The sequence below is a fragment of the Actinoplanes sp. NPDC024001 genome (assembly GCF_040638955.1).
Lineage (GTDB): Bacteria > Actinomycetota > Actinomycetes > Mycobacteriales > Micromonosporaceae > Actinoplanes.
Map to the genome: position 1 here is coordinate 98,391 of NZ_JBEZZB010000003.1, position 24,919 is coordinate 123,309.

Below are 24,919 nucleotides of genomic sequence, written 5' to 3' on the forward strand. Positions count from 1 at the left end.
GGGCCCTCGTCGTTCGCCGTCCACCTAGGATGACGCCCGGGAATCAGGTGCACACCGAGCCCACCGGCGACCTGGCGGTGCTCGGGGAGCGGTTGATGGCGCGGCAGCCGGGTTCGCATGCCTACCTGGACTGGACGATGACGATGCTGACCGATTTCTATTACATGCGGCTGCTGATCACCGTGACCCCGGACGAGGTCGTGCCGCGGCCGGCCGTTCCGTGGGCTGAGTACCGCGCCATTCGCGCCTCGGTCCGCGGCTAGCCCGGGCCCGGAATCCCCACGACCTCGACCACCGCATCAGCCCGGCGGCGGCCCCGACGGCCCGGTGTTGTGCCCAGGCCGCTGGGTAGCCACGGGGCCGTGCGCTGCTCGTACGATCGCTGTCGGATTTTTGATCTTGTCGCGTGCCACCCTGGGACAGAAACCGTCGGACCGGTATGGCATCGTGAAAGCGTGGTGAGCACCGGTGATCTGACTCAGCCTGCTCCGGCCCAGCCCGAACTGGCGCTGTCGTCGCTGGGCCTCGACGTGGATCCCGCGATGGACGCGTCGGTGTCAGCGACGCTGGTCGCTGTGGAGGAGGCGCTGCGCGGCCATGTGGCCAGCGCCGATCCGCTGGTGGCAGAGGCCGCCCGCCATCTCGCCGATGCCGGTGGCAAGCGGTTCCGGCCGCTGCTGGTGGCGCTCGGCGCCCAGTTCGGCGACCCGTCGTCGCCGCAGATCGTCGATGCGGCCAACGTGATCGAGCTGACGCACCTCGCGACGCTCTACCACGACGACGTGATGGACGAGGCCGCCGTCCGGCGCGGGGCGCCCAGCGCCAACGCGCGCTGGGGCAACTCGGTGGCCATTCTCGTCGGTGACTATCTTTTCGCGCAGGCCGCCGATCTGGCCGCCGCGCTCGGCACCGAGGCGGTGCACCTGCAGGCGCAGACCTTCTCGCGTCTGGTGCACGGCCAGATCGCCGAGACGGTGGGGCCGCGCGGCAGCGACCCCATCGAGCACTATCTGCACGTCATCACCGAGAAGACCGCGTCGCTGATCGCCACCGCGGCCCGCTTCGGCGGCCTGTTCTCCGGCGCCCGGCCGGAGTTCGTCGAGGCGCTGGCGGGTTATGGCGAGACGATCGGCATCGCGTTCCAGCTCTCCGACGACCTGCTGGACATCGCCTCCGAGTCGGTGCAGTCCGGCAAGACGCCCGGCACCGACCTGCGTGAGGGTGTGCCGACGCTTCCGGTGCTCTACGCGCTGGCCGACGATGACAGCGACGCGTCCGCGGTGCGGCTGCGGCAGCTGCTGTCGGCCGGGCCGATCACCGACGACGCGCTGCACGCCGAGGCGCTGACGCTGCTGCGGGAGTCCGCGGCGATGAAACGGGCCCGCGAGACGGTGCGGACCTATGCCGAGGAGGCCCGGGCGCGGCTGGCGCCGCTGCCGGCCGGCGAGGCGCGGCGGGCCATGGAGGCGCTCTGCGACGTCATCGCCGACCGGACGGGGTGAGCGTTTCCTCGTCGTCCGGTGACGTCATCAGCGCGACTGCTGGCTGCGTCCTTGATGCGGCTGCTGGCGGCGTCTTCAGTGCGGCTGCTGGCTGCGTCCTTGATGCGGCTGCTGGCGGCGTCTTCAGTGTGGCTGCTGGCTCGTGTGGTGGCTCAGCAGCCGGCTGCCGAGCGTCATCAGGGCGGCTGCGGTGAGCATCGCGACCGCGCCGGTCAGCCACATCGCGGGATAGCCGGCGACGTGGGCGATGGTGCCCAGCCCGAGCGGGCCCACGCAGCCCCCGGCGTAGATGCCGGCCTGGGTGATCGAAGTGGCCGCCGCCGGCGCCTGCGGATGCAGCCGGACCACGGCGAAGTTCATCAGGCCGGGCCATGACCAGCCGAAACCGAAACCCAGCACGACGCCGGCGAGCAGCGCGACCTCGCCGGGCATCGCCAGCAGAGCGAGACCGGCAGCGCCGAAGATCAGCAGACCCGCGATCACTCCGACCTGCGCGCCGGGCCGCAGATCGGCCTGCCAGCCGCCGATGAGGCGGGCGACGGCGCAGACCGCCCCGCCGAGGGTCAGCGCGAGCCCGGCCGGCCCCGGGGAGATGCCGTTGTCCGCGGCGGACGACACCAGGAACGAGCCGAGGGCGTTGGCGGAGGCAGCTGCGAGCATTCCGGCGATGCCGAGCACGACCAGCGCACCGGTCGCCCGGCCCGGCTCACGAGACTGCCGTCGATGTGCGAAATCGGTCGGCACCAGCGGTATCACGGCCACCGCGAGCAGCGCGGCGAGGACGAACGCCCACCGCCACCCGACGGTCAGCGCGACGACCGGCACCGCGGCGCCGGCCAGCAGCGTGGCGATCGGGATGGCGGCCTGCTTGATGCCGAAGGTCAGGCCCTGGCGGCCGACCGGGACGTAACGCGACAGGCTGGCGTTGCTGGACAGCTGGCCCATCGCGTTGGCCGCGCCGCCCAGTGCCAGGATCGCGATCAGCGTCCAGAGCGAGCTCGTGGCGACCGCGATGCCGATCAGGACGAGCGCGGCCAGAGCGGCACCCAGCCGGGCGACGCGCGTCGCGCCGTAACGCTCCACCAAAGCCCCAGCGGGTACGGAGGCCAGCGCGCTCGCTCCGAAGTAGGCGGAGACTACGAGTCCGAGCCCTGCCGCCGAGAAGCCGAGTTGGTCTCCAATCTGGACGGCGAGTCCCGCGACCAGAAAGACCGGTATCGAAACAGCGATCGTCGTGGTAAGTGCGCCGAGCGTGGCCACCCTAGCGTTTGCGCTGGTGAAACCGGTTCCGTCGGCTCCGGCTGCGGGCTTGTGCATTACCCGAAGACTATGCCGCCCAGGCCGCCGGTGGATGCGGACAGTCCCATTGATCACACCCGCTGTGTAAATCGATCGTGATCCACATGCTTTTGGCATTCCGTCCACGAACGTTTCTTCATATGGTGTAAGTCCCTGGCCTCGGAGGTAGCTGTGCGTGACCCCCTAGCGGAGCCGTCAGATCTCATCCGGAGCGTGTCGCGCGCCCTGCGCGTGCTGGAGTCGGTCGGACGCGCGCCGCGCGGACTCACCGTGAAACAGATCGCCCGACGGTGCGAGCTGACCGTCGCGACGACCTACCATCTGGTGCGCACTCTGGCCTATGAGGGCTACGTGATCCGCCGCGAGGACGGCACCTACATCGTCGGCTTGGAGATCGCCGACCGCTATCGGGAGCTGGTCTCCGCCTTCCGTGGTCCGCCCGCGGTCGGTGAGGCGCTGCGCCGGGCCGCCCTCGACACCGGATACAGCCACTACCTGGGCCGGTTCGTCGGCGGGCGGATCGCCGTCACCGCCTCGGCCGAGGGCGCCCGGTCGCCGTTCCTCGACGACATCGCCCCCGGTTTCGACGAGGGCGGCCACGCCACCGCGCTCGGCAAGGCGCTGCTCGCCACGCTCACGCCCGACCAGCGCTCCCGCTATCTGCGTGACTACGGCATGCGGGCGTTCACGCCGGCGACACTGACCACACCGGAGGCGCTGGAGGCCGACCTGGCCGCCGGCGAGCGGCGCGGCATGCAGATCGAAATGGGACAGTTCCGCCAGGGGCTCGCCTCGGCCGCGGTGATCGTCGTCGCCGACCGGGACATGGAGCGCCGGCTCGTCCTGGCCTGCTCGATGCCGGCCGCCGAGATGCTGACGTCCGCTCGGGTCGTGCGGGCGAAACTGACCGCTGCCGCCCGCAACGTCGCCGAGGCGCTCTCCGGAGGGGAGTCTGCGACCGCCTGACTCTCCGTCCCCGGGCCGCCACGTTTTGACGAGGACCGTTAAGGAGCCGTTGAACCTTCGCGTCACGTACCGCGTACCAAAGACCGGGACGGAAAGCCGGTTGGAGGCGATACGAATGCGATGCGAGGACGGGCACGACGACGCGGCCTACGTCCTCGGCGCGCTGTCGCCGGGGGAACGGGCGGCGTACGAGAGTCACCTGGCGACGTGTTCGTTCTGCCGGGAAGCCGTCGCCGATCTGTCCCGCGTGCCGGACATGCTCGACCGGCTCGACGCCGACGAGTTCGCGAAACTGCTCGACCCGACGCTGACCTCGCCCGGCCCGCATCCGCGGCCGCGGCCTCGCGTCCGGGCCTTCCCGATCCGGCTGCTCAGCACTGCCGTCGCGGCCGTGCTCGTCCTTCTGCTCGGCGGCGGTGTCGTGGCGTGGAGCATGGACCAGCAGGCGCCGGTCAGCCCGCCGCCCGGCCCGGCGATCGCGATGGCGCCGGTGGAGGATGTCTCACCGATCACCGCCACGGTCCGGGTCACCAGCACCGCGGGTGGCACCCAGGTGGAGATGGTGTGCTCCTACAGCAAGTCGGCGGATCGGCCGTACACATTCCGGATGATCGCCTACGGCCCTGACGAGCAGCAGGAACAGCTGGGTTCGTGGCAGGCGAAACCGGGCGCGACGTTCACGATGCAGGGGGCCACCCACTTCGCCGAGGGCAGCTTGGCGCGGTTGGAAGTCGTGCGTTTCGACGGCAAGGCGATGCTCGAATACGACCTGCCGGGCTTCAGCTCCGGCAACTGAGGATTCCCCGCCCGGTCAGCGGGTGGGTAGGGCGGCGGCGGCCGGCTCCGCGACGGTGGCGGCCGTTGCGCCGGCCGCCGCACGAACCCTCGCCGCGGCACGGGCGCCGCGGATCCCGTCCACCGTGAAGATCATTAGGGCGAGCCAGACCAGGCCGAACCCGGCAAGCCGGGCCGGCGGCATCGGCTCGTGGTAGATCAGCACGCCGCAGGCCAGCTGCAGGATCGGTGCGATGTACTGCAGGATGCCGAGCCCGACCAGCGGCACCCGGTTCGCGGCACCGGCGAACAGCAGCAGCGGAATCGCGGTGGCCACGCCGGCGAACAGCATCAACGCCGTGTGCGTGGCGGAAACGTGCCCGAACTGGGCGCCGCCGGACAGGTTCAGCCAGGTCAGATAGGCGAGCGCGGGGACGGCCAGGACAGCCGACTCGACGAACAGGCCCTCGGCCGGCGGAAGCGACATGCGCTTCTTGATGAGGCCGTAGCAGCCGAACGACACGGCCAGGATGAGAGCGATGTAGGGCAGGCGCCCGTAGTCGATCGCCAGGATCGCAACGGCGAGGGTGCCGACGCCGACCGCCACCCACTGCCAGAGGCGGAGCCGCTCCCGCAGGACGGTGACGCCGAGCAGGACGACGACCAGCGGGGTGATGAAGTAGCCCAGCGCTGTCTCGACGACGCGAGAGGAATTGACGCCATAGATGTAGGTGCCCCAGTTGACCCCGATCAGCAGGGCGACCGTGACGACACCACCGAGCAGTCGTGGTGTGCGCAGGATGCGGCCGAGGAAGCGCCAGTTACGCATGACGGTGAGCAGGAGGGCGACGAAGACCACCGACCAGAGCACCCGGTGCGCGAGGATCTCGAGGGCCGGGGACGGGCGGAGCAGCTTGAAGTAGATCGGGAAGAAACCCCAGATCGCGTACGCCGTGAAGCCGTACACGTATCCACGCTGCTCGTCGGTCATAGCTCAACCGTAAGGGGAGTGCAGCAGAGCGGTCCTTGCATATATGGGCCAGGTCACGAGGCCAATTCCGGGTGGGCGGCCCTTTCTCGCAGGTCGCCGGCTTCCGGTCATGGTCGGGAAATGCATGTGGGGACGCCGGCCCAGCGTCCCCACAGTGTTGTCGCAGCCCGCCGGTCAGTCGCCGTCGGGAACCAGCATGTTGAGCACCCAGCTGACGACGCCGACGAGCAGCGCGCCGAGGACCGCCGAGGGCCAGAAGTTGTCGACGTGGAAACCCAGGTCGAGCTGGCCGGCGATCCAGCTGGTCAGCATGAACAGCAGGCCGTTCACCACCAGCGCGATCAGGCCGAGCGTAAGAACGTAGAGGCCGCAGCCGAGCAGCTTGATGATCGGCCGCAGGATCGCGTTGACAAGACCGAAGATCACGGCGACCGCTAGCAGCGTGCCGGCCTTGCCGGCCGTGGTGTCGGCGGTGAGGCTGATTCCGTCGATCACCAGGGTCGCGATCCACAGCGATATGGCGGTGATCACCAGCCGGATGAGGATGCCCATGGCTGGGGATCGTGCCACGGCCGGACAAGCTGCGGGTACGACACCCCGCGATCTTCATCCACCCGTCGCAGAAGAAACCCTCTTATCGAGACTTATCGTTTCAAAATCCAGCGACCGTGCGGGCCGGGTCGCCGATCAGTCCCGCCTCGATCTGTGTCTGAGCCAGCGTGGCCCAGCGGACCCGTTGCTTGCTCACCACCGCGATCATGTCGGGGCGCATCCGCGTCAGGTAGTCAGCGGCCTCCCCGAGACGCAACGCACCGCCGAGTAGGGCGGCCTCGGCCGAGCCGAGCACCTGGAGGACGAGCAGATCGGCCGCGGTCGCCGTCTCCACGTCGGCGGCCTCGATCGTCTCCCGCACGACCAGCGTCGTCTGCCAACGCTCGCCACTCGTCTCCCTACGCTTGCCGGCCTTCTGCCGGCGCTCGCCGTGGGCGTGCGCGGTGTCTGTGCCGAAGCCGTGGGTGTGCGTGGTGTCTGCGCCGACGCCGTGGGCGTGCGCGATGTCCGCGTCGACGCCGTGGGCGTGCGCGAGCTTCGTGCCTGCGCCGCGGGCGTGTGAGGCACTTGTGCCTGCGCCTGATAGGCGTCCCCGCCCGTCGGCGGCTGTCAGCGTGGTCGCTGGGCCGGTGGTGCCTGCTGGGCGTCCGTGCCCGTCGGTGGCTGTCAGCGTGGTCGCTGGGCCGGTGGTGCCTGCTGGGCGTCCGCGCCCGTCGGTGGCTGTCAGCGTGGTCGCTGGGCCGGTGTTGGGGGAAGCGGGGCCCGGCCGGCTGGTGTCGACGACGGTGAGTGTGGGGTGCAGGGGTGAGCCGGCAGGGATGTCGAGCAGCCGGTTCGGTGGCATCACAGTTATGGACTCGCCGGGTGCGGCGGCCCCACGGACGAAGGGCTCCCACGCCTGCGGGCGTGTGCTCTGCACGATGACCCGAGCACCCGTCGCCAAGGCCCGGAACACCAGTAACTGTGCTGCGGGCAGGCCGCCGGCAAGCAGGACCAGCGTCCGTTCCGGGCGGAACAACCGCGCCTGCACGGGGTTGCCCTGCCGGTTGCGGCCCAGCATCAGACCGGCGGGCACGGCCGGCAGGTCCGGGCTGTCGAACGACCCCTCGGCATCGGACCAGCCGGCTAGAGGAATCGTCGCGGCGAGCCCTGGCAGATGGGCACCGTCCCAGCGCTGGACCTCAACGCTCTCCGCGGCGAGCAGCCGATGCAGCGCTTGGACGGCCGTGCTGAGACCGGTGGTGTCGACGGCCGCGAGACGGACCAGCAGGCTGTTGGCCTGCCCGGTGTGCAGGTCCGAGGTCACGGCCACGGTTGTCGCCACCGCCGGGAGGTGCAGCAGCCGGGAGGGGAGGTGCGCGGGCAGCGGATCACCGGCTCTCGGATGGCACTGGAACGTGGCCTGGATCAGGCCGCCGAGCCACAGCCCACTCCACGACTCGCGCGCCTGTGTGGGCTCCCCGGCATGGGCGAGGTCGGCGATCGCATGGATCGCAGCGGCCGCGTCCAGTGGGCGAGCTGACGCCTTCGCCAGTCGGCGGATCAGCCGGCGCCCCAGACCCAGCAGCTCGCGCCTGAGTTCGTCGTCGGTCCATCCCCCGGTCCGCAGCACGCGGACGGCCAGCGTCGCGCTGTGCTGTCCGAGAGTGGCGCCCTCGCAAAGAGCGCGGTAAGAGCTGGTAGCGGGTCCGCTCCGCCCGGCCGAGGCCGGGGCCCCGGACAGCACCAGCTGCATCCGGGCCGAAGGCTGATTCCGATCAGGTGCCGGAAGAAGGGTCGCGAGAGGCGGAAGTGGTGGAATCTCGGCAGATCGACCGCCGATCTCGAAGACCATGATCAGACCGAGTTCGTCGGCGATCACCGCTGCCGGGGCGCCCGCCAGCTCGGCGGTGGTCACCACGGTCCGGGGAGCGGCGAAGCGTAGCGCTGCTGCCGACCCTTCGATCCTGGCCGCACGCCGGCGAAGGGCGAACCGCATCAGCGTGCCGAGCCAGCCGAAGGCCCACCGACCGCGAGCGCGCACCCAGGTCACGGCCAACAGGCAGGCCGCACAGCCCGCGGCGGCGACCAGTGCGGCGCCGCCGAGCAGGAGCCCGACCAGCACCAGCACCAGCGCGGCCTGGCTGGCGACGATCTGATTGAGGCATACGCCAAATCGCCGTCTGCCCCGCGTCGCCGCAGGGGCACCGCTGGACGGCGGCGCGGCCATCTCGATGCTCACGTGGACCCCCGTCCGTGAAGCAGGCATTGATCGTCATGCGTGCCTCATCGTAGGGCAGTGGGCATGCCGGCCCGGAGTTATCCACAGTTCCGGTCACGGCCCTTCGAGTTATCCACAGGCGGCGATCAGGGACTACCGCACCGCGTCACCGTGCCACTACCGTCGGCGGGGTTCTTGACGGGGGTTCGTGGCGGGCTACGCGGGCGTTGCCGAGCGGCTAACCTAGTGACCCACATCGATGAATTCCACAGTCCACAACAGATCTGCAGAAGAGTGGGGGTGCATCCGCCGATGGCGCAAACCAAGGCTGAAGCCGCGGTGATGGCGAATACGGCCACGAAATTCGAACAGGTCAACACCGACCTTCAAGGCATGTTGAACACACTGATGACCGAGTTGTCGGTTCTCAGCAGCGCCTGGAAAGGGCTGGGTGCGACGGCGTTCGAGCAGGTCAAGACGCAGTATGCGGCAGACCTGAAAAGCCTCAACGACGCGCTCGCGGAAACCGCCACCGCCATCCGCTCGTCCGGAGCCAGTTACGAGGCCGCTGACACCGACGCCGCCTCCCGCGTCACCCGGACCGGTGGCACCTTCACGCTCCCGCTCTGAACTCTCCTGGAGAAATCGATGAACGACGGTCTTCTACTGGTCAACTTCGGTGCCCTGCAGCAGGCGGGCGCCGACATCGAAAAGGCTCTGAACGCTCTGCGGACCCAGCTCGACCAGCTCGAGCGTGACGCTGGTCCGCTGGTCGAGTCCTGGGCCGGCGAGGCCCGTGAGGCGTATTCACAGCGTCAGGCGACCTGGCGGGCGGCGTCCGAGGATCTGCAGAACATTCTGCGGCAGATCAAGATGGCGGTGCACGAGTCGGCGGCGGATTATGTCGACACCGAGCGGGCGGCCACTCAGCGGTTCCTGTGAGCTTTGCCGTACCCTCACGGGCGATCCGTTTTGGTCCGTTCCGTTGGGGTTGAGGTCGCCCGTTCGCGTAATGGCCGGGGCGCGTGTCACGGCTACCATCGGTTGTTGGATGATCGCTGCGAGTGGCTGATAGGTGCCTGCGGGCCCTGCGCGATCTCGTACCGGGTGGGCCATACTTCCGACTCGGCCGTCAGCATGCCGCCGCCCATTGTGATTGCGGCCTGACCTTGTAGGTTATACGCGTTGAGTTGGCTCGTTCGCACGCGTGGGGAGAGGTGGACGTGTCCGAGTGGGAACCGGCTACGGACGCCGAGGTCGCGATGCGCGATGCGTTGCGCACCGATGACCAGGAGTCCTACTTCCGTATTCTCGCCGGTGTCGACCTCCTGTTACCAGTCTCGGCCGATGCGCTAGCCGGCTTGGCACCTCTGGGCTGGGGGACATGGAGTACAGGTGGGCGCACGCATGTGCTGGCGTTCACCTCGCAGGAGGCGCTTCGGTCGTGCCTCTCCGACTACACCGGCTCAGCCCGCCGTGTGCCATATGCGGAGCTTGCCAACACCTGGCCCAACCTCGAGTGGTGGCTGGCGGTCAACCCCGGCCTGCCGATCGAGGGTTACCTGCCGGCCTGGTTCGTCGCTCAGCTCGCTCGCGGTGACCTGCGCCTGCCTACCCGGGGTCCGGGTCGGGATGCCCAGGGCGGCTCGAAGATCCAGGAGATCGGTGCGGCGGCCCTCGCGGCAAGCCGGGGCACCGATGCTTCCGGTGGGCCCACCTACGATCCGGCAGCGTCCGGTGCACCCGCGCCGTCTGCTGCCGGCCCGGCTCGTGCGGCTGCGATGCCCGGGCCGGGGGGTGTTCCTCAGGTCTCTCCGGCAATCGCTCCGGTCCCGCCGGGTGGTGCTCCTGCCGCGCCGATGAGTGCGCCACCGGTGTCCGCTATCCCGGCTGGTCCGGGTGTGGGTGCTCCGAGTGGCTTCCCTGGCCCGGGCGCTCCGACCGGCGGCCAGCCGCCGGTCGGGCCGGGCGGGTTGCCGTTGCGGACCCCCGGAACTCCAGCGCCGAGCGGTCTGCCGTCGCGTACTCCCGCTGACCCGGCAGGTCCGTCGCTGCGGTCGCCGGCCCCGGTCGATCCGTCTGGGCTGGTCACGCCTGCGGCATACCAGCCACCCGCGGTGCCGCCCAGCGGCCCGTCCTTGCCTGCGGCATACCAGCCACCCGCGGTGCCGCCCAGCGGCCCGTCCTCGCCTGCGGCGCCCCCGAGCGGTCCTCCGTCGGCGCTGCCACCCAGCGGCCGGCCCTCGTTCGCGGGACCGCCCAGTGGTTCGTCGTCTGCTGCGATGCCGTCCAGCGGTGCGCCGATGCCCGCGGGCGGGCCGGGCGCCACGCGTCCCGGTTCTGGGGCGAGCATGGCGACGCCCGGCTGGGACAAGCCGAGCATGCCGTTCAACGCTGACCAGGATCCGCGTGGGCCGCTGCAGGACCCCAAGGGGCCGCTGCCGGTCCGGACTCCGATGGCCAACACGCCGCCGGTGCCCGAGCATGTGACGCCGTATGACCCGGCGGAGACGTCGTTCGCCCCGACCTGGGCGGGACCGGTCGGCGCCGCTACGTCGGGGCAGGCCGGCGCTTCCGGGCCGGGGCAGAGCGGAGCCTCGGGGGCGCTGCCCAGCGGAACTTCCGCGTCAATGCCCGGCGGAACCCCGTCGTCAATGCCCGGCGGGGCCTCCGCTTCGGGGCAGGGCGGGGCGTCTGGCGCTGGTTCGGCCGCCGGGGGTGCCGCACGCGACGCTCTCCCACGGCGTCAGCCGGGTCAGTCGGCCGGTGCGGGGCAGTTCTCCAGCATGGCGGGCTTCGTGCCCACCGGATCGGGTAATGCCGCGACGCCTCAGACTCCTCCGTCGGAGCCGTCCTTCCCGCAGGGGCCGGCCTCGCCGCAGGCGGTTGCCGCCCACGGTGGGTCTGCGCCCACCAGCGGTTCCGGTGCTCCGGGTTCGGGTGGTCCCGGCAGTCCGCTGCCGCGGCGCCAGGTGACCCCGCCGTCGGAGCGGCCGACCACGATGGCCGCCGCGGCCCAGGCGCTCGGCTCAGGCCGTCAGCCGACCTCCGAACCGACCGCGAATCCGCAAGATCGCCAGGGGTCGTCGACCGGAAACGATCGGTTCGGTCCGTCCGGCCCGGCGCCCTCGATCCAGCCGCACTCCACGGCTCCTGGTAGTGAGCAGCCGCCCGCGCCGGCCGTCAAGCCGGCGCTGGTGCCGCCGGTCATTCCGGGCGCTCCCGGAGTGGACCGGAACGCGCCGGTCTCCGGTGGCGCCGGCTATCCCGGGCAGGGGCCCGGCACGCCCGGGTACGGAACGCCTTCCTATGGCGCACCGGCTGGCGGCCTCGGCAGCTCAGCTTCGCCAGGTAGCCCGGCTGGAGGCTTCGGCCCGAGCGGATCGGCGAGCCGGGGCGGCGGCTTCGGTCCCAACAGCCCGGCCTACGGCGGCGGTCCGGCTGGTGGCTTCGGTGCGGACAGCCCCGCCGCGTCGGCGGGCGGCTTCGGGCCGGGTGGATCCGCTGCTGGTGCGTCCGGACCTGCTGGCGGCTTCGGTCAGAGCGGTCCTGCTGGTGGCTTCGGGCCCGGTGGGTCGGCTGGTAGTGCCGGCCCGGAAAGCTTCGCGCCGGGAAGTCCGGCGCCCGGTGGCCGTGGTCCGGGAAGCGCTGACTCCGGCTTCGGCGGCTCGGCATCAGGCGGTCAGGGAAGCTCCGGCCACAGCTCGCCCGTCTCCGCGAGCCCGGCTCCGGGTAGCCCTGCCGCGGGCTACGGCCCGGTTCCGACCAGCTCAGCGCCGGGTAGCCCCGCTGCGGGCTATGGTGCGGCCTCAAACGGCTCAGCGCCGGGTAGCCCGGCCGCTGGCTTCGGGGCTCCCGCTTCGAGCAGCCCGGCCGCTGGCTTCGTGGGTCCCGCTTCGAGCAGCCCGGCCGCCGGCTACGGCTCGCCGGTCTCCGGCATCCCGTCCTCGGGAGGCCCGGCGACAGGCGGTTCGGCTTCAGGGAGCCCGGCGTCCGGGTTCGGTGGTGCGGCTTCGGGTAGTTCGGCGCCTGGTTTCGGCGCGCCGGCCGGTGCCTCGCCGCATGGTGGGGAAGTTGCTGGTGGGGCGTTCGGTGCGGCTCAGGCCGGCGCCGCGGCCGGTTACAGCAACCCCGCGCCCTCCATACCCGGGATGCCTCCGCAGGGGAGCCCAGCCGCCGCCTACGCGACGCAGTCCTACGGCTCCAACGCCTTCGCCACCCAGGCTCTGCCGATCGCGGCCGGTGGCTACGGGCAGGCCGGGGCGACCTCCGGCATGGGCATCGACGGTTCGGCGACCGGTTCCCGGGGGCAGGCGCCCAGTTCCGCGCAGCGGGACCAGATGGTGGCCGACTTCGTGCCGGCCAACGACGTCGAGCGGGACCTCCGGGAGGCCGCCGACGCCGGCAACACCGACGTCTTCCTCTCCACGCTGCTGCTGGCGAACGTTCTCGTGCCGGTCGCGAACCACTCCCGCCCGGGCAGTGCGCCCGGCGAGTCCGGCTTCGCGTTCCTGCCCGAGGAGGTCAACGGCGAACGCTTCCTGATCGTCTTCACCAGCAAGGACCGGCTCTCCGAGCACTTCGGCGAGCCCACCCGTACGGTCGGGGTGCGGTTCTATGAGCTGATCCGCAACTGGCCGGACCCGGCCTGGTCGTTCGCGGTCAACCCGGGCACGCCGGTGGGCGCGAAGTACCCGGGGACGCAGATCATCGCCCTCGCCAACTGGGCCACCGAGGCCGGTCTGGGCGCCGAGCCGGCCGACGGCCCGATCGCTGACGACATGACGGCGCCGATCCCGGCTCCGGAGCCGGCCAGCGACGAGGCGCAGTCCGCGACGGTCATGCAGAAGACCATCTCGGCCGAGCAGGTCGACTACTACCTGGACCGCGGCTACGACCGGGTCGCCGGGTTCGTGCACCGGGCCTCCGAGGTCGAGCATCTGCGGACGCCGTCGGAACTGTTCGGCGCGCTCGGTCTCTACTACGACTCGTCGCCGTTCCAGCCGGACGCCAAGGAGGCGTTCGTGCTGCGCTGGCCGGCCTACCGGCCCAGCCTGTACCGGATTCCGTACGGCGGGCAGAACGAGCAGGCGCTGCGGGCGATGGACGGCTGGGTGATCGAGCGGCCGCCGTTCCGGGGCAACGGGTTCGCGCCGGGCGAGGGCCGCGACGTCATCGCCGAGTTCAAGGTGGACAGCGTCCGGCTGCCCCACGGGGCGCAGCTGTGGCGCGTCGATGCGGACGGCAACGAGCGGATGATGGCGATCTTCGACGCGGACGGCCCGCTGTGGCGCCGGGTGGGTGAGCAGTGATGCGTGACGGCTACGTGGTGACCTGGCAGGGGCAGGAGTACGACGCCGCTCCCGACGGCGACCGGGTCCGCGTCTACACGACCAACCCGGCCGAGGGCTTCCAGGAGGTCAAGCCGGGCCGCTACGTGCGGGTGCTGGAGCCGGACGAGTACGAGGAGATCGCGTACGTGCGGACGCTCTGCACGTGGCGCGGTGAGCCGTTCATCGTGCTCGCCGAGGCGGACAGCTGGCTGCGCCTGGAGTACACGGGTGGCCGCGCGCCGGTGGCCCGCCGGCTGGGGCTGGAGGAGTTCGACTACGGCGTCTACCAGGGCTGGGCTCCGGCCCACGAGGTGCGCGACCGTTACGAGCACCGCATCTGAGACGTCAGGTCGGGGTCTTGAGCCACCGGAGGATCTCCCCGGTCACCACGTCCGGCGCCTCCTGGTGCAGGAAATGCCCGGCTTCCGGGATGAGCCGCCACTCGTAGGGCGCGGTCACGTAACGGCCTGAGCCCTGCGCGGTGCGCGGCAGCACTGCCGTGTCGAGGGCTCCGTGCAACTGCAGCGTCGGCACGCTTGACGGCCGCTGCATCAGCTTGACGAACCGGTATCCCTGCAACCGCAGTGCGCTGCGCGCCACCCACCGGTATGCCTCCAGCGCGCAGAACGCCGCCTGCGGAATCTGCATGGCCTGCCGGCAGCGTGCCGAGTACTCACCGAACTCGGGCGTGACCGCCCACCGCGGGCTGCTCCAGCCGGTCATCAGTTCACCCACGAGGGCCGCGTCGTCGCGGGTCAGCACATGCTCGAACCGGGGCACCTGGAACCGCAGAACCGTGGAGGAGGCCGCGAACTGTCCGCGCGGGTCGGCGAACAGCGCCGCCCGCAACCGCAGCGGATGCGCCGCCCCCAGCACCACCAGCCGGTTCACCAGTTTCGGATGGAACGACGCCGCCGCCCAGCCGACCATGCCGCCGGCGCCGGCGCCGACCACGGTCGCCGAGCGCTCGCCCAGGGCCCGGATCAGGCCGGTGACGTCGGCGGCCATCGTGTATCCGTCGTACCCTCGGGGTGGTTTGTCGCTGGCGCCGTAACCGCGCAGGTCGATCGCGGCCGCGCGGAAGCCCGCGTCGGCGATGCGGGGCATGATGTCGTGCCAGGCCCACCAGAATTCGGGGAAGCCGTGCAGGAAGAGCACGAGTGGCCCGGTGCCGACTTCAGCGACGTGGAACCGGCTGCCGTTGGCGCCGACGAAGCGGTGGCTCCACGGCCCCTCCGTCAGTACCACCGACTCGTCCACCTGACCGCCCATGCCGTCAGCCTATGCGCCGCTGTCACGGTCGTTGCGGGGCAGTGGCGAAGATGAACCCTGCGGTGATCATTTGATGCGCTCGACTTCGAGCATCGTCATCAGCGCGCCGGGACCGCAGTAGATGCGCAGCATCGAGGGTTCCAGCTTCACTTTGACCCGTTCGCCCTTGGTCAGTTCGACGCCGTCGGTGGAGTACAGGGCGTATCGGGTGCCGTCGTCGGCGATCAGGCCGTAGCAGGGACCTTTACCCCCGCGGGTGACCATGCCGCCGACCCAGCCGGTCGACGGCAGGTTGTCGGTGGGTTCCCGGGGCGGGTTGACGGTCTTGGTGATGGTGGGAAGCGCAGTAGCGGACGGCGCAGCCGCCGAGGAAGCAGTAGCGGACGGCGCAGCCACCGAGGGAGCAGTAGCGGACGGCGCAGTCACCGAGGGAGAGGCCGGGGCGGACGCCGACGGTGCGGAGTTGGCACATCCGGCCAGGACGGCTCCGGCGGCCACGGCCAGGCCGATCCGGAACGTGGCGTGTTCGCGCATCAGTTCATCCTTCCCGCTGGACCTGTCCCGGATGGGACGAAATGCGGCCCTGATCGGTTCCACGAACGAGCCGGCGCCCGGGAAGTGACCCTCCCGGGCGCCGGTTCGGTGCCGTGTCAGTAGACGGCGACGGTCATCGAGGTGCCGACCTGGCTCAGAACGGCGATCTTGACACCGACCGCCGGGAGCTTGACGCCGTGGTTTGGCAGCTCCTCGAAGAAGTACTTGTCCTTGTTGTGGAAGACCGGGTCACCGAGCTGCGGCTTGATGACCGATTCCGCCCCGTTGCCGTATGTCCGGCGGAGGTTGACGACCTTGCTGCCGTTGCGCGTCTCCACCTTGGACTCGCCGGTGAGGACCTGGCTGATGGCCTGCTCGCGCAGCGCGCGGCGCTTGTCCTCCAGAGGGTTCGGCAGATCATCGACCACCGATGACGAGTCGGCCTGTGCCGGCGACGGATCTGACGGCGGCGCCGCGACGGTCACCGTCGGAGCCAGAGCTCCGACGCTGGTGACCATCGCGGCGAGGCGGACGACGAATCGATGATCAACGGTTACGTGTTATGGCCGGGCCACAACACGTAACCATCTCTCTCAATCCTCGGACTTGCCGGACTGCATCCCGGAGGAGATCAGGTCCATCACGGCCGAGTCCTGGAGCGTCGTGACGTCGCCCAGCGAACGGTTCTCCGCGACGTCGCGCAGGAGCCGGCGCATGATCTTGCCGGACCGGGTCTTCGGCAGTTCCGGCACGAGCATGATCTGCCGCGGCTTCGCGATCGGTCCGAGCGTCTTGGCCACGTGGTTGCGCAGCTCCTTGATCAGCTCTTCGCCGGCGTCACCCTCGGTGTCCACGTTGCCGCGGGGGATGGTGAACGCGACGATCGCCTGCCCGGTGGTCGGGTCGGTGGCGCCCACCACGGCGGCCTCGGCCACCGACGGGTGCGACACCAGGGCCGACTCCACCTCGGTGGTCGAGATGTTGTGACCGGAGACCAGCATGACGTCGTCGACCCGGCCGAGCAGCCAGAGCGAGCCGTCCTCGTCCTTCTTCGCGCCGTCGCCGGCGAAGTACATCCCGTCGAACCGGGACCAGTAGGTGTCGATGAAGCGCTGGTCGTCACCCCAGATGGTGCGCAGCATCGACGGCCACGGCTCGGTCAGCACCAGGAAGCCGCCGCCCCCGTCCGGCACCGACTGGGCCTGGTCGTCGACCACGTCGACGCCGATACCGGGCAGCGGGGTCATCGCCGAGCCGGGCTTCGCCGAGGTCACACCGGGCAGCGGCGAGATCATGATGGCGCCGGTCTCGGTCTGCCACCAGGTGTCCACGATCGGGGCGCGCTCGCGGCCGACGTGCTCCCTGTACCACATCCAGGCCTCGGGGTTGATCGGCTCGCCCACGCTGCCCAGGACCCGCAGCGACGACAGGTCGTACTTGGCGGGGATGTCGTCGCCCCACTTCATCATGGTGCGGATCAGCGTCGGTGCGGTGTAGAGGATCGACACCTTGTACTTGTCGACGATCTGCCAGAACCGGCCGCGGTCCGGGGTGTCCGGGGTGCCCTCGTACATCACCTGGGTGGCGCCGTTGGAGAGTGGGCCGTAGACGATGTAGGAGTGGCCGGTCACCCAGCCGATGTCGGCGGTGCACCAGTAGACGTCGGTCTCCGGCTTCAGGTCGAAGACCGCGTGGTGGGTGTAGGACGTCTGGGTCAGGTAGCCGCCGGTGGTGTGCAGGATGCCCTTCGGCTTACCGGTCGTGCCCGAGGTGTAGAGGATGAACAGCGGGTGCTCCGAGTCGAACGGCTTCGCCTCGTGCGAGGGGCTGGCCTGCTCGACCGTCTCGTGCCACCACTTGTCCTTCTCGGTCCAGGCGACGTCCTGGCCGGTGCGGCGGACCACCAGCACGTGCTCGATGCCCTTGGTGCGGGCCACGGCCTCGTCCACGGTCGGCTTGAGCGCCGACGGCTTGCCCCGCCGGTAGCCACCGTCGGCGGTGATCACGACCTTGGCGGCGGCGTCCTCGATCCGGGTGGCCAGCGCGTCCACCGAGAAACCGCCGAACACGACGCTGTGCGTCGCGCCGATCCGGGCGCAGGCGAGCATCGCCACCGCGGCCTCCGGGATCATCGGCATGTAGATCATCACTCGGTCGCCTGCGGCGACCCCGAGGTCGGTCAGCGTGTTGGCGGCCTGGCTGACCAGCTTCTGCAATTCGGCGTACGAAACCGCGCGCGTGTCACCGGGTTCGCCTTCCCAGTGAATCGCCACCTTGTCGCCGTTGCCCGCCTCGACGTGCCGGTCGACGCAGTTGTAGGCGATGTTCAGCTCACCGCCGACGAACCACTTCGCGAACGGCGGGTTGGACCAGTCCAGCACCTGATCCCACGGCTTGGCCCAGGTCAGCCGCTCGGCCTGGCGCGCCCAGAAGGCGAGCCGGTCGGAGGCGGCCTCCTCGTACGCCTCGGCCTTGACGTTGGCGTTCGCCGCCAGGTCTGCGGGCGGCGGGAACTGCCGCGTCTCGGAGTACAGGTTCTCCAGTGTCTCGCTCATGAGGGCGGCTCCTCTGCCTGCTGCAGGATAAATTCGGGGCCCGATCGGGTCTTTTCGTTGCACACTAGTTCCGCCAGTGGATCCGGCGAAGGGTTGCGTGGCGGAGCGCGCCCGACGGTGTCGTACGCGCGCCGACTGGCGAGACGGTGATCGCTCCTGCGCGAATCTTGCCAGTTCCACGCTGATTTGTGCACCCCGTGTTTCGGGTCTTTTACCGGTTACCGTGTTCACGTGGATCCACTAGCTCCGTTGCTCGACCTCGCCGACGTCGCGCCCGCCCTCGCCAGTGCCCGTGACTCCGTCGACGCCGCGATGCGGCATCGATCCCTGCGCCGGCACGGCGGTCAGGTCGCGGCCGAAGCCAGCCTGCGGGCCGCGGTCGCCAGCGCCGCGCTCGAAGGCAGCAGGTACGACCTGGACGAGGTACGCGGCGGAACCGTCACCGACCCGATCGTCCAGGGCGCCCTGCGTGTCGCCGAGTCGCTCGGCGGGCTCGTCGACCTGTGGCCCCGCGCGCCCCGCCAGGTGCTCGCCAAACTGCACGTGCTCGCCGCCCGCGGTGTCGTGCACGACCACGACCTGGGCCGGCTCACCTCCGGCGCCGAGCGGATCGACGCGCTGGCCGGCCTGGTCGCCGGCAACGAGGAGACCCCGCCGCTGCTGCTGGCCGCCATCGTGCACGCCGAGCTGCTCACCCTGCGCCCGTTCGCCGGCCCGGCCGGTGTGGTGGCCCGGGCGGCGGCCCGCCTCACCCTGATCGGGCGCGGCTTCGACCCGCGCGGCCTGGTCGCCGTCGAGGTGGGCCACCTCGACCGCGAGCCGGAGTACGTGGGCTCCGCCGGCGCCTACGCCACCGGCACCCCCGACGGTGTGCGCTCGTGGCTGCGGCACTACGCGTCGGCGATCACCGCCGGGGCCGAGCAGATCGTCGTGGTCGGCGACAGTGTGCTGGCTTCCGTCTGAGCAGCGGCATACTTTCCAGCGTGGGTGAGAACTGGATCCGTCCGTACACGCCCGGGACCGGCCGCTGGCTGGTGATCGCCTGGGAAGCCGGTGCACTGGCCTTCCTGACCTGGGCCACCGTCATGCAGTTCGACCTGATGGGGCACGGCGTCCGGGCGGTTGCCGGGCTGCTGGCCGTGGTCTGGGCCATCGGCACGTGGCGGATCCTGCAGCACGGCGTCTACGTGAGCGCCGACGGCGTCCTCATCCGCGGGCTGGTGCGGTCGCGCATGGTGCGGTGGCAGGAGATCGCCGGCGTACGGCTGCACCGCGCCACCCACCGGGTCGGGCCGTGGGAGATCGAGAGCGGGATGACCGTCCTGATCGAGCGGCACGACGGCGGCACGATCAACACCGAACTGTGGGCGCAGGGGGTGGATTTCCACTCCCGCCCGAAGCTCTTCCGGGCCGTCTACCACGAGATCCGCAACCGGCACCTGGCCGCGGCCGGCTCCTGAGCGGGAAATATTAGAGCCGGCGTCCCAACAGGGGCGCCGGCTGCGCGCGTCCGACCGGGTTATCAAGCGTGCACCTGGGTCGTTGTCGACGGTCCAGTGCCAACATGGCATAGGTCCCGTCGCAACGTGCCTGCCGTGGCTGATCGCGCGTGGGTTCCCGGTGGCCGTGCACGGTGCCCGATTTCACTCGGGCCCGCGAGTTATTTCTACGCCGGTTCGCGCATGATCGCCAGGTATCAGCCAGGCAAACCTGGCGTACCACTATTACTCAGACCAATGCCATTCACGCAGCTCACTGCGCATGTGTGGGGTTCCCGGCGCGCCAGCGCCGGGCGCCCACCGCATCAGCCCGGCAGCCGGGGGTCGGCCCTGACCACGACGTAGCCGGCCGCTGGCCACGGGCGCTCTGTGACCCGTACCAGAAAGGGGTTTTCTCAGGCGACCGCTGCCGCGCGCGTGCGGCGATGGCGTCCGTAGATCGCGAATCCGATGGCCACGCCGACGCCCACGCCGAGGGCCGCCGCGGCGACCGGCACCGCCGGGCGGTCGCGCAGGCGCCGGCCCAGCGGGACCGGGTGACGGAACTCCAGGACCGGCCAGGAACGCTCCAGGGCCACCCGGCGCAGCGCCCGATCCGGATTGACCGCGCTGGGATGACCGACCGCCTCGAGAAGGGGCAGGTCGCTGCTCGAGTCCGAGTAGGCGAAGCAGTCGCTGAGGTCGTAGCCCCGCGCGGCGGCGAGCTCGCGGACGCCGACCACCTTGGCCGGGCCGGCGGCGTAGAACTCGACCTCACCGCTGTAGCGCCCGTCGACGATCGCCATCCGCGTCGCGATGATGTCGGTGATGCCCAGCAGCGCGCCGATCGGCCGGACCATCTCGTCGCCGGAAGCGGAGACCAGCACGACGTCGCGGCCGGCTGCCTGGTGCTCGGCGATCAGCGCGGCCGCCTCGGCATACACATACGGATTGATCAGGTCGTTGAGCGTCTCGGCGACGATCTGCTGCACCTGCTCCACCCGCCAGCCCTTGCAGAGGGCGGCCAGATAGTCGCGGGTGCGCGCCATCGCCTGCTCGTCGGTGCCGCCGCCGAGCCGGAACATCAGCTGGGCATAGGCGGATTTCACGACGTCACGCCGGCTGATCAGGCCGTCACGGTAGAACGGCCGTCCGAAGGCCAGGGCGCTGGACTTGGCGATGACGGTCTTGTCGAGGTCGAAAAAGGCGGCGCTCAGGCCCACGGGCCGAAAGTGTAGCCGCATGACGCTCGTGCCGGTTGCCCCGCGCGTCCGACGCACCTGCCGGTGACGCGCTGTGAAAACGGTCAGACGGGCAGGGAGCATGGCAACCGGCAACAATCGGTACTCGCGCGGACGCTGATTCTGAGGCAGACTTATGTTTGCGACTGGAAAGAGTGTTGTTACCGTCGCGTCTGGTGAACTTCTGATCAAACGCTGGCCCTCGGTGATCGCGCCCCCCGCGATTGCCGAGTTGATTCGGCTCGACCCCCCCGGAGCCGAATCCCAGGACGACCCCCGTCTCCCCCGACGGGGGTCGTTCCCTTAGGACCCGGTGGCCTGGCTGGGCTCGGCCTCGCGGGACGTGTCGTCCGCGTCGACGAGACCGAAGAAATCGGAAAGGCCGGTCACGGTCAGCACTCGCCGGAACGTGTCGCTCGGGTTGACGACGGCGAACTCGACCCCCCGCTCCGATGCGGCCCGATAGCCCTCGATCAGGGCGCCCAGACCGGTCGAGTCGATGAACGCGGCGTCGCGCAGATCGACCAGGACACACGTCGGGGAACAGTCGATGACGGCATCGCGGATGCCCTGGGCCACCTCGTCGGCGTTCGAGAAATCAATCTCGCCCAGCACGGTGACGGTGACCGTGCCGTCGTCGGCAAGCGTGGTCCGGATCGAGTTATCCATGCCAGCTCCATCGGTCCGTGTCGGCACCAAAGATACCCAAGCCTTAGAAGATCAACCCGTCCGGCGGGGTCTTGTCCACAGCCGTGGACGATATCCACAGCAGGGATGACGGGCGGTTGCCGGGGTCCAGCCGTTCCAGCGACGGTGGGCGCCCTCAACCGCCGCGTCCCGCAGGAGGTCACCGATGTCTGCCCCGCGCCGTCCCCTGATCGTGACCGCCGACCCCGATCTGCTCGACGATCTGCTCCGGCTCGCCGCGGCGGGCGGCACCGAGGCCGACGTCGCTCCCGACCCGGCGGCGGCCCGGGTTCGCTATCCCGCCGCGCCACTCGTTCTGGTCGGCGCCGACCAGGTCACGGCCTGCCTGCGGGCACGGTTGCCGCGCCGGCCCCGGACCATCGTGATCGCCCGGGGCAGCGCCCCCGACCACACCTGGGAGATCGCCGAGCTGATCGGGGCCGAGCACGTGGCGGTGCTGCCCGCCGCCGAGCCATGGGTGGTCGATCAGCTCACCCAACCGCCGGCTCCGGCCGCCACCGCGCGGAGCATCGCGGTGATCGGCGGGCGCGGCGGGGCCGGGGCCAGCATCCTCGCGGCCGGCCTGGCGACCACAGCGGTCCGCGCCGGCCACCGGACCCTGCTCGTCGACGCGGACCCGCTCGGCGGCGGGCTGGACCTGGTGCTCGGCTGGGAGAAGGTCGACGGGCTGCGCTGGCGGGCCCTCGCCGGCGCCGACGGGCGGGTGGATCCGCCCACCCTGCTCAGCGCTCTGCCGCGGCGCGGTGATCTGGTGCTGCTCTCGTTCGACCGGGGAGAGCTGCCCGGTGTGCCGGTCGAGGCGATGGCGGCCACCCTGGACGCGGCCCGGCGCGGGCGCGACGTGATCGTCGCCGACCTGCCGCGGCAGCTCGACGACGCGGCGGTGCTGGCCCTCCAGGCGGCCGACAAGACCCTGCTGGTCGTGCCGGCCGAGTTGCGGGCCGCCGCCTCGGCGGTGCGGACGACGGCCACGGTCAAGCTGCACTGCGAGGACGTGGCGGTGGTGGTGCGCGGCCCGGCGCCGGGCCGGCTGCGGGCGCGGGAGATCGCCCAGGCGCTCGGCCTTCCGCTGGCCGGGACGCTGCGCCCCGAGCCGGCGATGTGCCAGGCCCTGGAACACGGCACCCCGCCGACGGCGGACGGCAAAGGGCCACTCGCGGAACTCTGCGTGCGGCTCATCGAGGACCTGATGCGTACGGCGGGCAGCGAGGCAGCGGCGTGAGCACCGAGCCGGTGGTGGACCGGGTGCGGCGGAAGTTCGCGTTCGACGGGGTGGAGGCGACGCCGGCGGCCGTGGTGAGTGCCGTCCGTGAGGAGAGCGGGGTGCTCGGCGACACGGCCGTGCTGCGCCTCGCCGACCGAGTCCGCGACGAACTGATCGGCGCCGGGCCGCTGGCGCCCCTGCTCGCCGACCCGGAAGTCACCGACGTCCTGGTCAACCGCCAGCAGGTCTGGGTGGATCGCGGCGCCGGCCTGCAGCGCACGGCCGTGCGCCTGGACCACCCCGATGAGGTACGCCGGCTGGCGCAACGTCTGGTGGCCGCGTGCGGCCGGCGACTCGACGACGGCCAGCCGTATGCGGATGCGCGACTGCCGGATGGGACTCGCTTGCACGCCGTTCTGCCGCCGGTCGCCACCGACGGGCCGTACCTGTCGTTGCGGACCTTCCGGCAGCGGCCGTTCAGCCTCGCCGACCTGGTGTCGCACGGGACGGTCGACCCGGCCGCGGCGGCGGTGCTGTCGGGGGTGGTGGCGGCGCGCCTGGCGTACCTGGTGACCGGCGGCACCGGCAGCGGGAAGACCACGCTGCTGTCGACGCTGCTCGGCCTGGTCCCGCCGACCGAGCGGATCGTGCTGGTCGAGGACGCCGCCGAGCTGCGGCCGGTGCATCCGCACGTGGTGGCGCTGCAGGCACGCACCGCCAACGTGGAAGGCGCCGGTGCGATCGGGCTGACCGACCTGGTCCGGCAGGCGCTGCGGATGCGGCCGGACCGGCTGGTGATCGGGGAGTGCCGGGGCGCCGAGATCGTCGACCTGCTCGGGGCGCTGAACACCGGGCACGACGGTGGGGCGGGAACCCTGCATGCGAACGCGCCGGGTGACGTGCCGGCCCGGCTGGAGGCGCTGGGCATGCTGGGCGGGCTGCCGAGAGCGGCCCTGCACGCACAGGTGCTGGCGGCGCTGCAGGTGGTGCTCCAGGTCCGGCGTACGGCTCGGGGCCGCGTCCTGGAGTCGATCAGCGTGCTGATGCCGGCGGGGCAGGAGCGGCTCGCGACGGTCGTACCGGCCTGGGTGCGTGAGGGCGGTGCGGGGCCGGCAGCGGGTGTGCTGGCGCGGTTCCTGGCGGAGCGGGGCGTCGGGGTGCCGGGCGTGCTCCGGGCCGCCGTCGGTGACGGGCGGTCGGCGTGATCTGGCTGTTGGTGGCTTCTCTGCTGGCCGGGGCGGTGTTCGTCGCCCGGCCGTCCGCGGTGGCCCGCAACCGGCTGCCCGGCCGTGCCGGCTCCGGCCGGGTGGGCGTCGACATGGCCCGGCTCCGCCGCGTGGTGGCCGGGGCCTGGCCCACGTCACCGGTGCGGGCGGGTCTGCTCATGGCGGCGCTGCCGGCGGTGCCCGCGCTGCTGCTCGGTGGGCCGGTCGCCGCGCTGGTCGCGGCCGTCTACGCCGGGCTCGCCGGCCGGGAGATGACCCGGCGGGCCGGCCGGAAACGGGTAGCGGCCGGCCGGACTGCGGCGCTGGACGGGCTCTGTGCGCTCGTCGCCGACCTGCGGGCGGGGGTGCCGCCCGCGGTTGCGCCGGTCGCACCAGAACTGGCGGGGGACGAGCGGATCGCCGGGCTCGCCGCCGCGGTGGGGCGGCTTGCCGAGCACACGGGGGCGCCGGCTGCCGACCTGCTGGAGCGGATCGAGACCGACGCGCGTGCGTCCGATCGGGCGGCCAAGGCCGCGGCGGCGCAGGCGGCCGGGGCGCAGGCGACCGCGTTTCTGCTGGCGGCGCTGCCGGTGGGCGGGATCGGGCTGGGATATGCGATCGGGGCGGATCCGCTGGCGGTGCTGCTGCACACGCCGGTGGGGGCCGGATGCGCGGTGGTCGCGGTTGCGCTGCAGTGCGGTGGATTGCGGTGGGCACAGCAGCTGACTGACGGGCTGGGCCGATGAGCCGGGTCGAGTCGGCCGGCCTGCCCGGCCTTGCCGTGATCGTCGCGACCTGCGGGGCGGCGGAGCTGCTTCGGCGCGGCGGCCCGGTGCGGGTGCCGCTGCGGGAGTGCTGCGTTGCCGCCCTGATCGGCGTCCCCGCGGAGGTCGGTGGCTGCGCGGCACTCACCGCGATGCCCTCGGACCCGGCGGATGATGCCGGTCCTGCCCAGCCGTCCCGTGCGGCGGATGTTGCTGATCCTGCACGGCCGTCCCATGCGGCGGATGTTGCTGGTCCTGCGCGGCCGTCCCGTGCGGCGGATGTTGCTGGTCCTGCGCGGCGGTCCCGCCCGGCGCTCCTCGGTGGTAGTGGTGCGGCGCGG

23 protein-coding genes are annotated in these 24,919 nt (G+C 71.2%); 13 read left to right on the forward strand and 10 right to left on the reverse strand.

Features of this window, described 5'->3' with window-relative positions; all coding sequences use genetic code 11:
- Positions 1 to 29 precede the first annotated feature (29 nt).
- Entirely contained in the window at positions 30 to 263 is a 234-nt protein-coding gene (locus AB0F81_RS02650) for a hypothetical protein (protein WP_360189774.1), read from the forward strand.
- A 279-nt stretch (positions 264 to 542) separates the two neighbouring features.
- Complete coding sequence (locus tag AB0F81_RS02655; protein ID WP_360189991.1) at positions 543 to 1,502, forward strand: polyprenyl synthetase family protein; 960 nt, start codon at positions 543 to 545, stop codon at positions 1,500 to 1,502.
- A gap of 123 nt (positions 1,503 to 1,625) precedes the next feature.
- On the opposite strand, the gene AB0F81_RS02660 is transcribed toward AB0F81_RS02655, so the two are convergent.
- Entirely contained in the window at positions 1,626 to 2,819 is a 1,194-nt protein-coding gene (locus AB0F81_RS02660) for an MFS transporter (RefSeq protein ID WP_360189777.1), read from the reverse strand.
- A 153-nt stretch (positions 2,820 to 2,972) separates the two neighbouring features.
- Here AB0F81_RS02660 and AB0F81_RS02665 point away from each other — a divergent pair, with 153 nt between their 5' ends.
- A complete protein-coding gene (locus AB0F81_RS02665) occupies positions 2,973 to 3,767 on the forward strand; it encodes an IclR family transcriptional regulator C-terminal domain-containing protein (protein ID WP_196417033.1) in 795 nt (264 codons plus the stop codon).
- Positions 3,768 to 3,882: 115 nt separating this feature from the next.
- Positions 3,883 to 4,563, forward strand: a complete 681-nt coding sequence (locus AB0F81_RS02670; protein ID WP_360189781.1) for a zf-HC2 domain-containing protein — start codon at positions 3,883 to 3,885, stop codon at positions 4,561 to 4,563.
- 15 nt (positions 4,564 to 4,578) lie between these two features.
- Here the strand turns inward: AB0F81_RS02670 and rarD are convergent, their stop codons facing one another.
- The 3 genes from rarD to AB0F81_RS02685 form a co-directional block, all read right to left on the reverse strand.
- A complete protein-coding gene (gene rarD, locus AB0F81_RS02675) occupies positions 4,579 to 5,532 on the reverse strand; it encodes an EamA family transporter RarD (RefSeq protein WP_360189784.1) in 954 nt (317 codons plus the stop codon).
- Positions 5,533 to 5,706: 174 nt separating this feature from the next.
- Positions 5,707 to 6,084, reverse strand: coding sequence for a phage holin family protein (locus AB0F81_RS02680; protein ID WP_360189787.1), 378 nt, complete (start codon positions 6,082 to 6,084; stop codon positions 5,707 to 5,709).
- Between the two features lie 100 nt (positions 6,085 to 6,184).
- Positions 6,185 to 8,293, reverse strand: a complete 2,109-nt coding sequence (locus tag AB0F81_RS02685) for a type VII secretion protein EccE (protein ID WP_360189790.1) — start codon at positions 8,291 to 8,293, stop codon at positions 6,185 to 6,187.
- Positions 8,294 to 8,596: 303 nt separating this feature from the next.
- Between AB0F81_RS02685 and AB0F81_RS02690 the strand changes: the two genes are divergently transcribed.
- The 4 genes from AB0F81_RS02690 (at position 8,597) to AB0F81_RS02705 (ending at position 13,958) form a co-directional block, all read left to right on the forward strand.
- The gene (locus tag AB0F81_RS02690) at positions 8,597 to 8,914 is read left to right on the forward strand and encodes a WXG100 family type VII secretion target (RefSeq protein WP_360189793.1); all 318 of its coding nucleotides are present in this window, start codon (positions 8,597 to 8,599) and stop codon (positions 8,912 to 8,914) included.
- Between the two features lie 18 nt (positions 8,915 to 8,932).
- The gene (locus tag AB0F81_RS02695; protein WP_360189796.1) at positions 8,933 to 9,226 is read left to right on the forward strand and encodes a WXG100 family type VII secretion target; all 294 of its coding nucleotides are present in this window, start codon (positions 8,933 to 8,935) and stop codon (positions 9,224 to 9,226) included.
- A 3,209-nt stretch (positions 9,227 to 12,435) separates the two neighbouring features.
- Positions 12,436 to 13,596, forward strand: a complete 1,161-nt coding sequence (locus tag AB0F81_RS02700) for an SseB family protein (RefSeq protein ID WP_360189799.1) — start codon at positions 12,436 to 12,438, stop codon at positions 13,594 to 13,596.
- Complete coding sequence (locus AB0F81_RS02705) at positions 13,593 to 13,958, forward strand: hypothetical protein (protein ID WP_360189802.1); 366 nt, start codon at positions 13,593 to 13,595, stop codon at positions 13,956 to 13,958. The genes AB0F81_RS02700 and AB0F81_RS02705 overlap by 4 nt, the downstream gene beginning before the upstream one ends.
- 4 nt (positions 13,959 to 13,962) lie before the next feature.
- Here the strand turns inward: AB0F81_RS02705 and AB0F81_RS02710 are convergent, their stop codons facing one another.
- The 4 genes from AB0F81_RS02710 to acs all read right to left on the reverse strand — a co-directional run bounded on the left by AB0F81_RS02710 (position 13,963) and on the right by acs (position 17,978).
- Positions 13,963 to 14,889: an alpha/beta hydrolase gene (locus tag AB0F81_RS02710; protein ID WP_360189805.1), complete on the reverse strand. Its 927-nt coding sequence runs from the start codon at positions 14,887 to 14,889 to the stop codon at positions 13,963 to 13,965.
- A 66-nt stretch (positions 14,890 to 14,955) separates the two neighbouring features.
- Entirely contained in the window at positions 14,956 to 15,423 is a 468-nt protein-coding gene (locus tag AB0F81_RS02715) for a hypothetical protein (RefSeq protein ID WP_360189807.1), read from the reverse strand.
- Positions 15,424 to 15,539: 116 nt separating this feature from the next.
- A complete protein-coding gene (locus AB0F81_RS02720) occupies positions 15,540 to 15,941 on the reverse strand; it encodes a hypothetical protein (protein ID WP_360189809.1) in 402 nt (133 codons plus the stop codon).
- A 75-nt stretch (positions 15,942 to 16,016) separates the two neighbouring features.
- Positions 16,017 to 17,978, reverse strand: a complete 1,962-nt coding sequence (gene acs / locus AB0F81_RS02725) for an acetate--CoA ligase (protein ID WP_360189811.1) — start codon at positions 17,976 to 17,978, stop codon at positions 16,017 to 16,019.
- Between the two features lie 231 nt (positions 17,979 to 18,209).
- Between acs and AB0F81_RS02730 the strand changes: the two genes are divergently transcribed.
- Positions 18,210 to 18,941, forward strand: a complete 732-nt coding sequence (locus AB0F81_RS02730) for an oxidoreductase (RefSeq protein ID WP_360189814.1) — start codon at positions 18,210 to 18,212, stop codon at positions 18,939 to 18,941.
- Between the two features lie 20 nt (positions 18,942 to 18,961).
- Positions 18,962 to 19,438 (forward strand): PH domain-containing protein, encoded by a 477-nt coding sequence (locus AB0F81_RS02735; protein ID WP_360189817.1) that lies wholly within the window; start codon positions 18,962 to 18,964, stop codon positions 19,436 to 19,438.
- 434 nt (positions 19,439 to 19,872) lie between these two features.
- Here AB0F81_RS02735 and AB0F81_RS02740 read toward each other — a convergent pair whose 3' ends face one another.
- Both AB0F81_RS02740 and AB0F81_RS02745 read right to left on the reverse strand, forming a co-directional pair.
- Positions 19,873 to 20,679 carry an HAD-IB family hydrolase gene (locus AB0F81_RS02740; protein ID WP_360189820.1) on the reverse strand — a complete coding sequence of 269 codons (807 nt, stop codon included), beginning with the start codon at positions 20,677 to 20,679 and terminating at the stop codon, positions 19,873 to 19,875.
- Positions 20,680 to 21,000: 321 nt separating this feature from the next.
- Complete coding sequence (locus AB0F81_RS02745) at positions 21,001 to 21,366, reverse strand: STAS domain-containing protein (protein WP_360189823.1); 366 nt, start codon at positions 21,364 to 21,366, stop codon at positions 21,001 to 21,003.
- Positions 21,367 to 21,550: 184 nt separating this feature from the next.
- Between AB0F81_RS02745 and ssd the strand changes: the two genes are divergently transcribed.
- The 3 genes from ssd to AB0F81_RS02760 are packed head-to-tail and all read left to right on the forward strand — an operon-like array spanning position 21,551 to position 24,560.
- On the forward strand, positions 21,551 to 22,627 hold the full coding sequence (ssd, locus tag AB0F81_RS02750; RefSeq protein WP_360189826.1) for a septum site-determining protein Ssd: 1,077 nt from the start codon (positions 21,551 to 21,553) through the stop codon (positions 22,625 to 22,627).
- An 11-nt stretch (positions 22,628 to 22,638) separates the two neighbouring features.
- Entirely contained in the window at positions 22,639 to 23,814 is a 1,176-nt protein-coding gene (locus tag AB0F81_RS02755) for a TadA family conjugal transfer-associated ATPase (RefSeq protein ID WP_360189994.1), read from the forward strand.
- Positions 23,811 to 24,560: a hypothetical protein gene (locus tag AB0F81_RS02760; protein ID WP_360189829.1), complete on the forward strand. Its 750-nt coding sequence runs from the start codon at positions 23,811 to 23,813 to the stop codon at positions 24,558 to 24,560. Before AB0F81_RS02755 ends, AB0F81_RS02760 begins: the two co-directional genes overlap by 4 nt.
- The last annotated feature ends 359 nt before the right edge of the window (positions 24,561 to 24,919 follow it).

What these genes read in the sequence shown, in the direction of transcription:
- AB0F81_RS02680 (WP_360189787.1), bottom strand. Translation starts at nt 6,084, where the DNA reads ATGGGCATCCTCATCCGGCTGGTGATCACCGCCATATCGCTGTGGATC.
- AB0F81_RS02745 (WP_360189823.1), bottom strand. Translation starts at nt 21,366, where the DNA reads ATGGATAACTCGATCCGGACCACGCTTGCCGACGACGGCACGGTCACC.
- AB0F81_RS02650 (WP_360189774.1), top strand. Translation starts at nt 30, where the DNA reads ATGACGCCCGGGAATCAGGTGCACACCGAGCCCACCGGCGACCTGGCG.
- AB0F81_RS02685 (WP_360189790.1), bottom strand. Translation starts at nt 8,293, where the DNA reads ATGGCCGCGCCGCCGTCCAGCGGTGCCCCTGCGGCGACGCGGGGCAGA.
- AB0F81_RS02670 (WP_360189781.1), top strand. Translation starts at nt 3,883, where the DNA reads ATGCGATGCGAGGACGGGCACGACGACGCGGCCTACGTCCTCGGCGCG.
- AB0F81_RS02690 (WP_360189793.1), top strand. Translation starts at nt 8,597, where the DNA reads ATGGCGCAAACCAAGGCTGAAGCCGCGGTGATGGCGAATACGGCCACG.
- AB0F81_RS02720 (WP_360189809.1), bottom strand. Translation starts at nt 15,941, where the DNA reads ATGGTCACCAGCGTCGGAGCTCTGGCTCCGACGGTGACCGTCGCGGCG.
- AB0F81_RS02700 (WP_360189799.1), top strand. Translation starts at nt 12,436, where the DNA reads ATGCCTCCGCAGGGGAGCCCAGCCGCCGCCTACGCGACGCAGTCCTAC.
- acs (WP_360189811.1), bottom strand. Translation starts at nt 17,978, where the DNA reads ATGAGCGAGACACTGGAGAACCTGTACTCCGAGACGCGGCAGTTCCCG.
- AB0F81_RS02715 (WP_360189807.1), bottom strand. Translation starts at nt 15,423, where the DNA reads ATGCGCGAACACGCCACGTTCCGGATCGGCCTGGCCGTGGCCGCCGGA.
- AB0F81_RS02695 (WP_360189796.1), top strand. Translation starts at nt 8,933, where the DNA reads ATGAACGACGGTCTTCTACTGGTCAACTTCGGTGCCCTGCAGCAGGCG.
- AB0F81_RS02710 (WP_360189805.1), bottom strand. Translation starts at nt 14,889, where the DNA reads ATGGGCGGTCAGGTGGACGAGTCGGTGGTACTGACGGAGGGGCCGTGG.
- ssd (WP_360189826.1), top strand. Translation starts at nt 21,551, where the DNA reads ATGTCTGCCCCGCGCCGTCCCCTGATCGTGACCGCCGACCCCGATCTG.
- AB0F81_RS02655 (WP_360189991.1), top strand. Translation starts at nt 543, where the DNA reads ATGGACGCGTCGGTGTCAGCGACGCTGGTCGCTGTGGAGGAGGCGCTG.
- AB0F81_RS02660 (WP_360189777.1), bottom strand. Translation starts at nt 2,819, where the DNA reads ATGCACAAGCCCGCAGCCGGAGCCGACGGAACCGGTTTCACCAGCGCA.
- rarD (WP_360189784.1), bottom strand. Translation starts at nt 5,532, where the DNA reads ATGACCGACGAGCAGCGTGGATACGTGTACGGCTTCACGGCGTACGCG.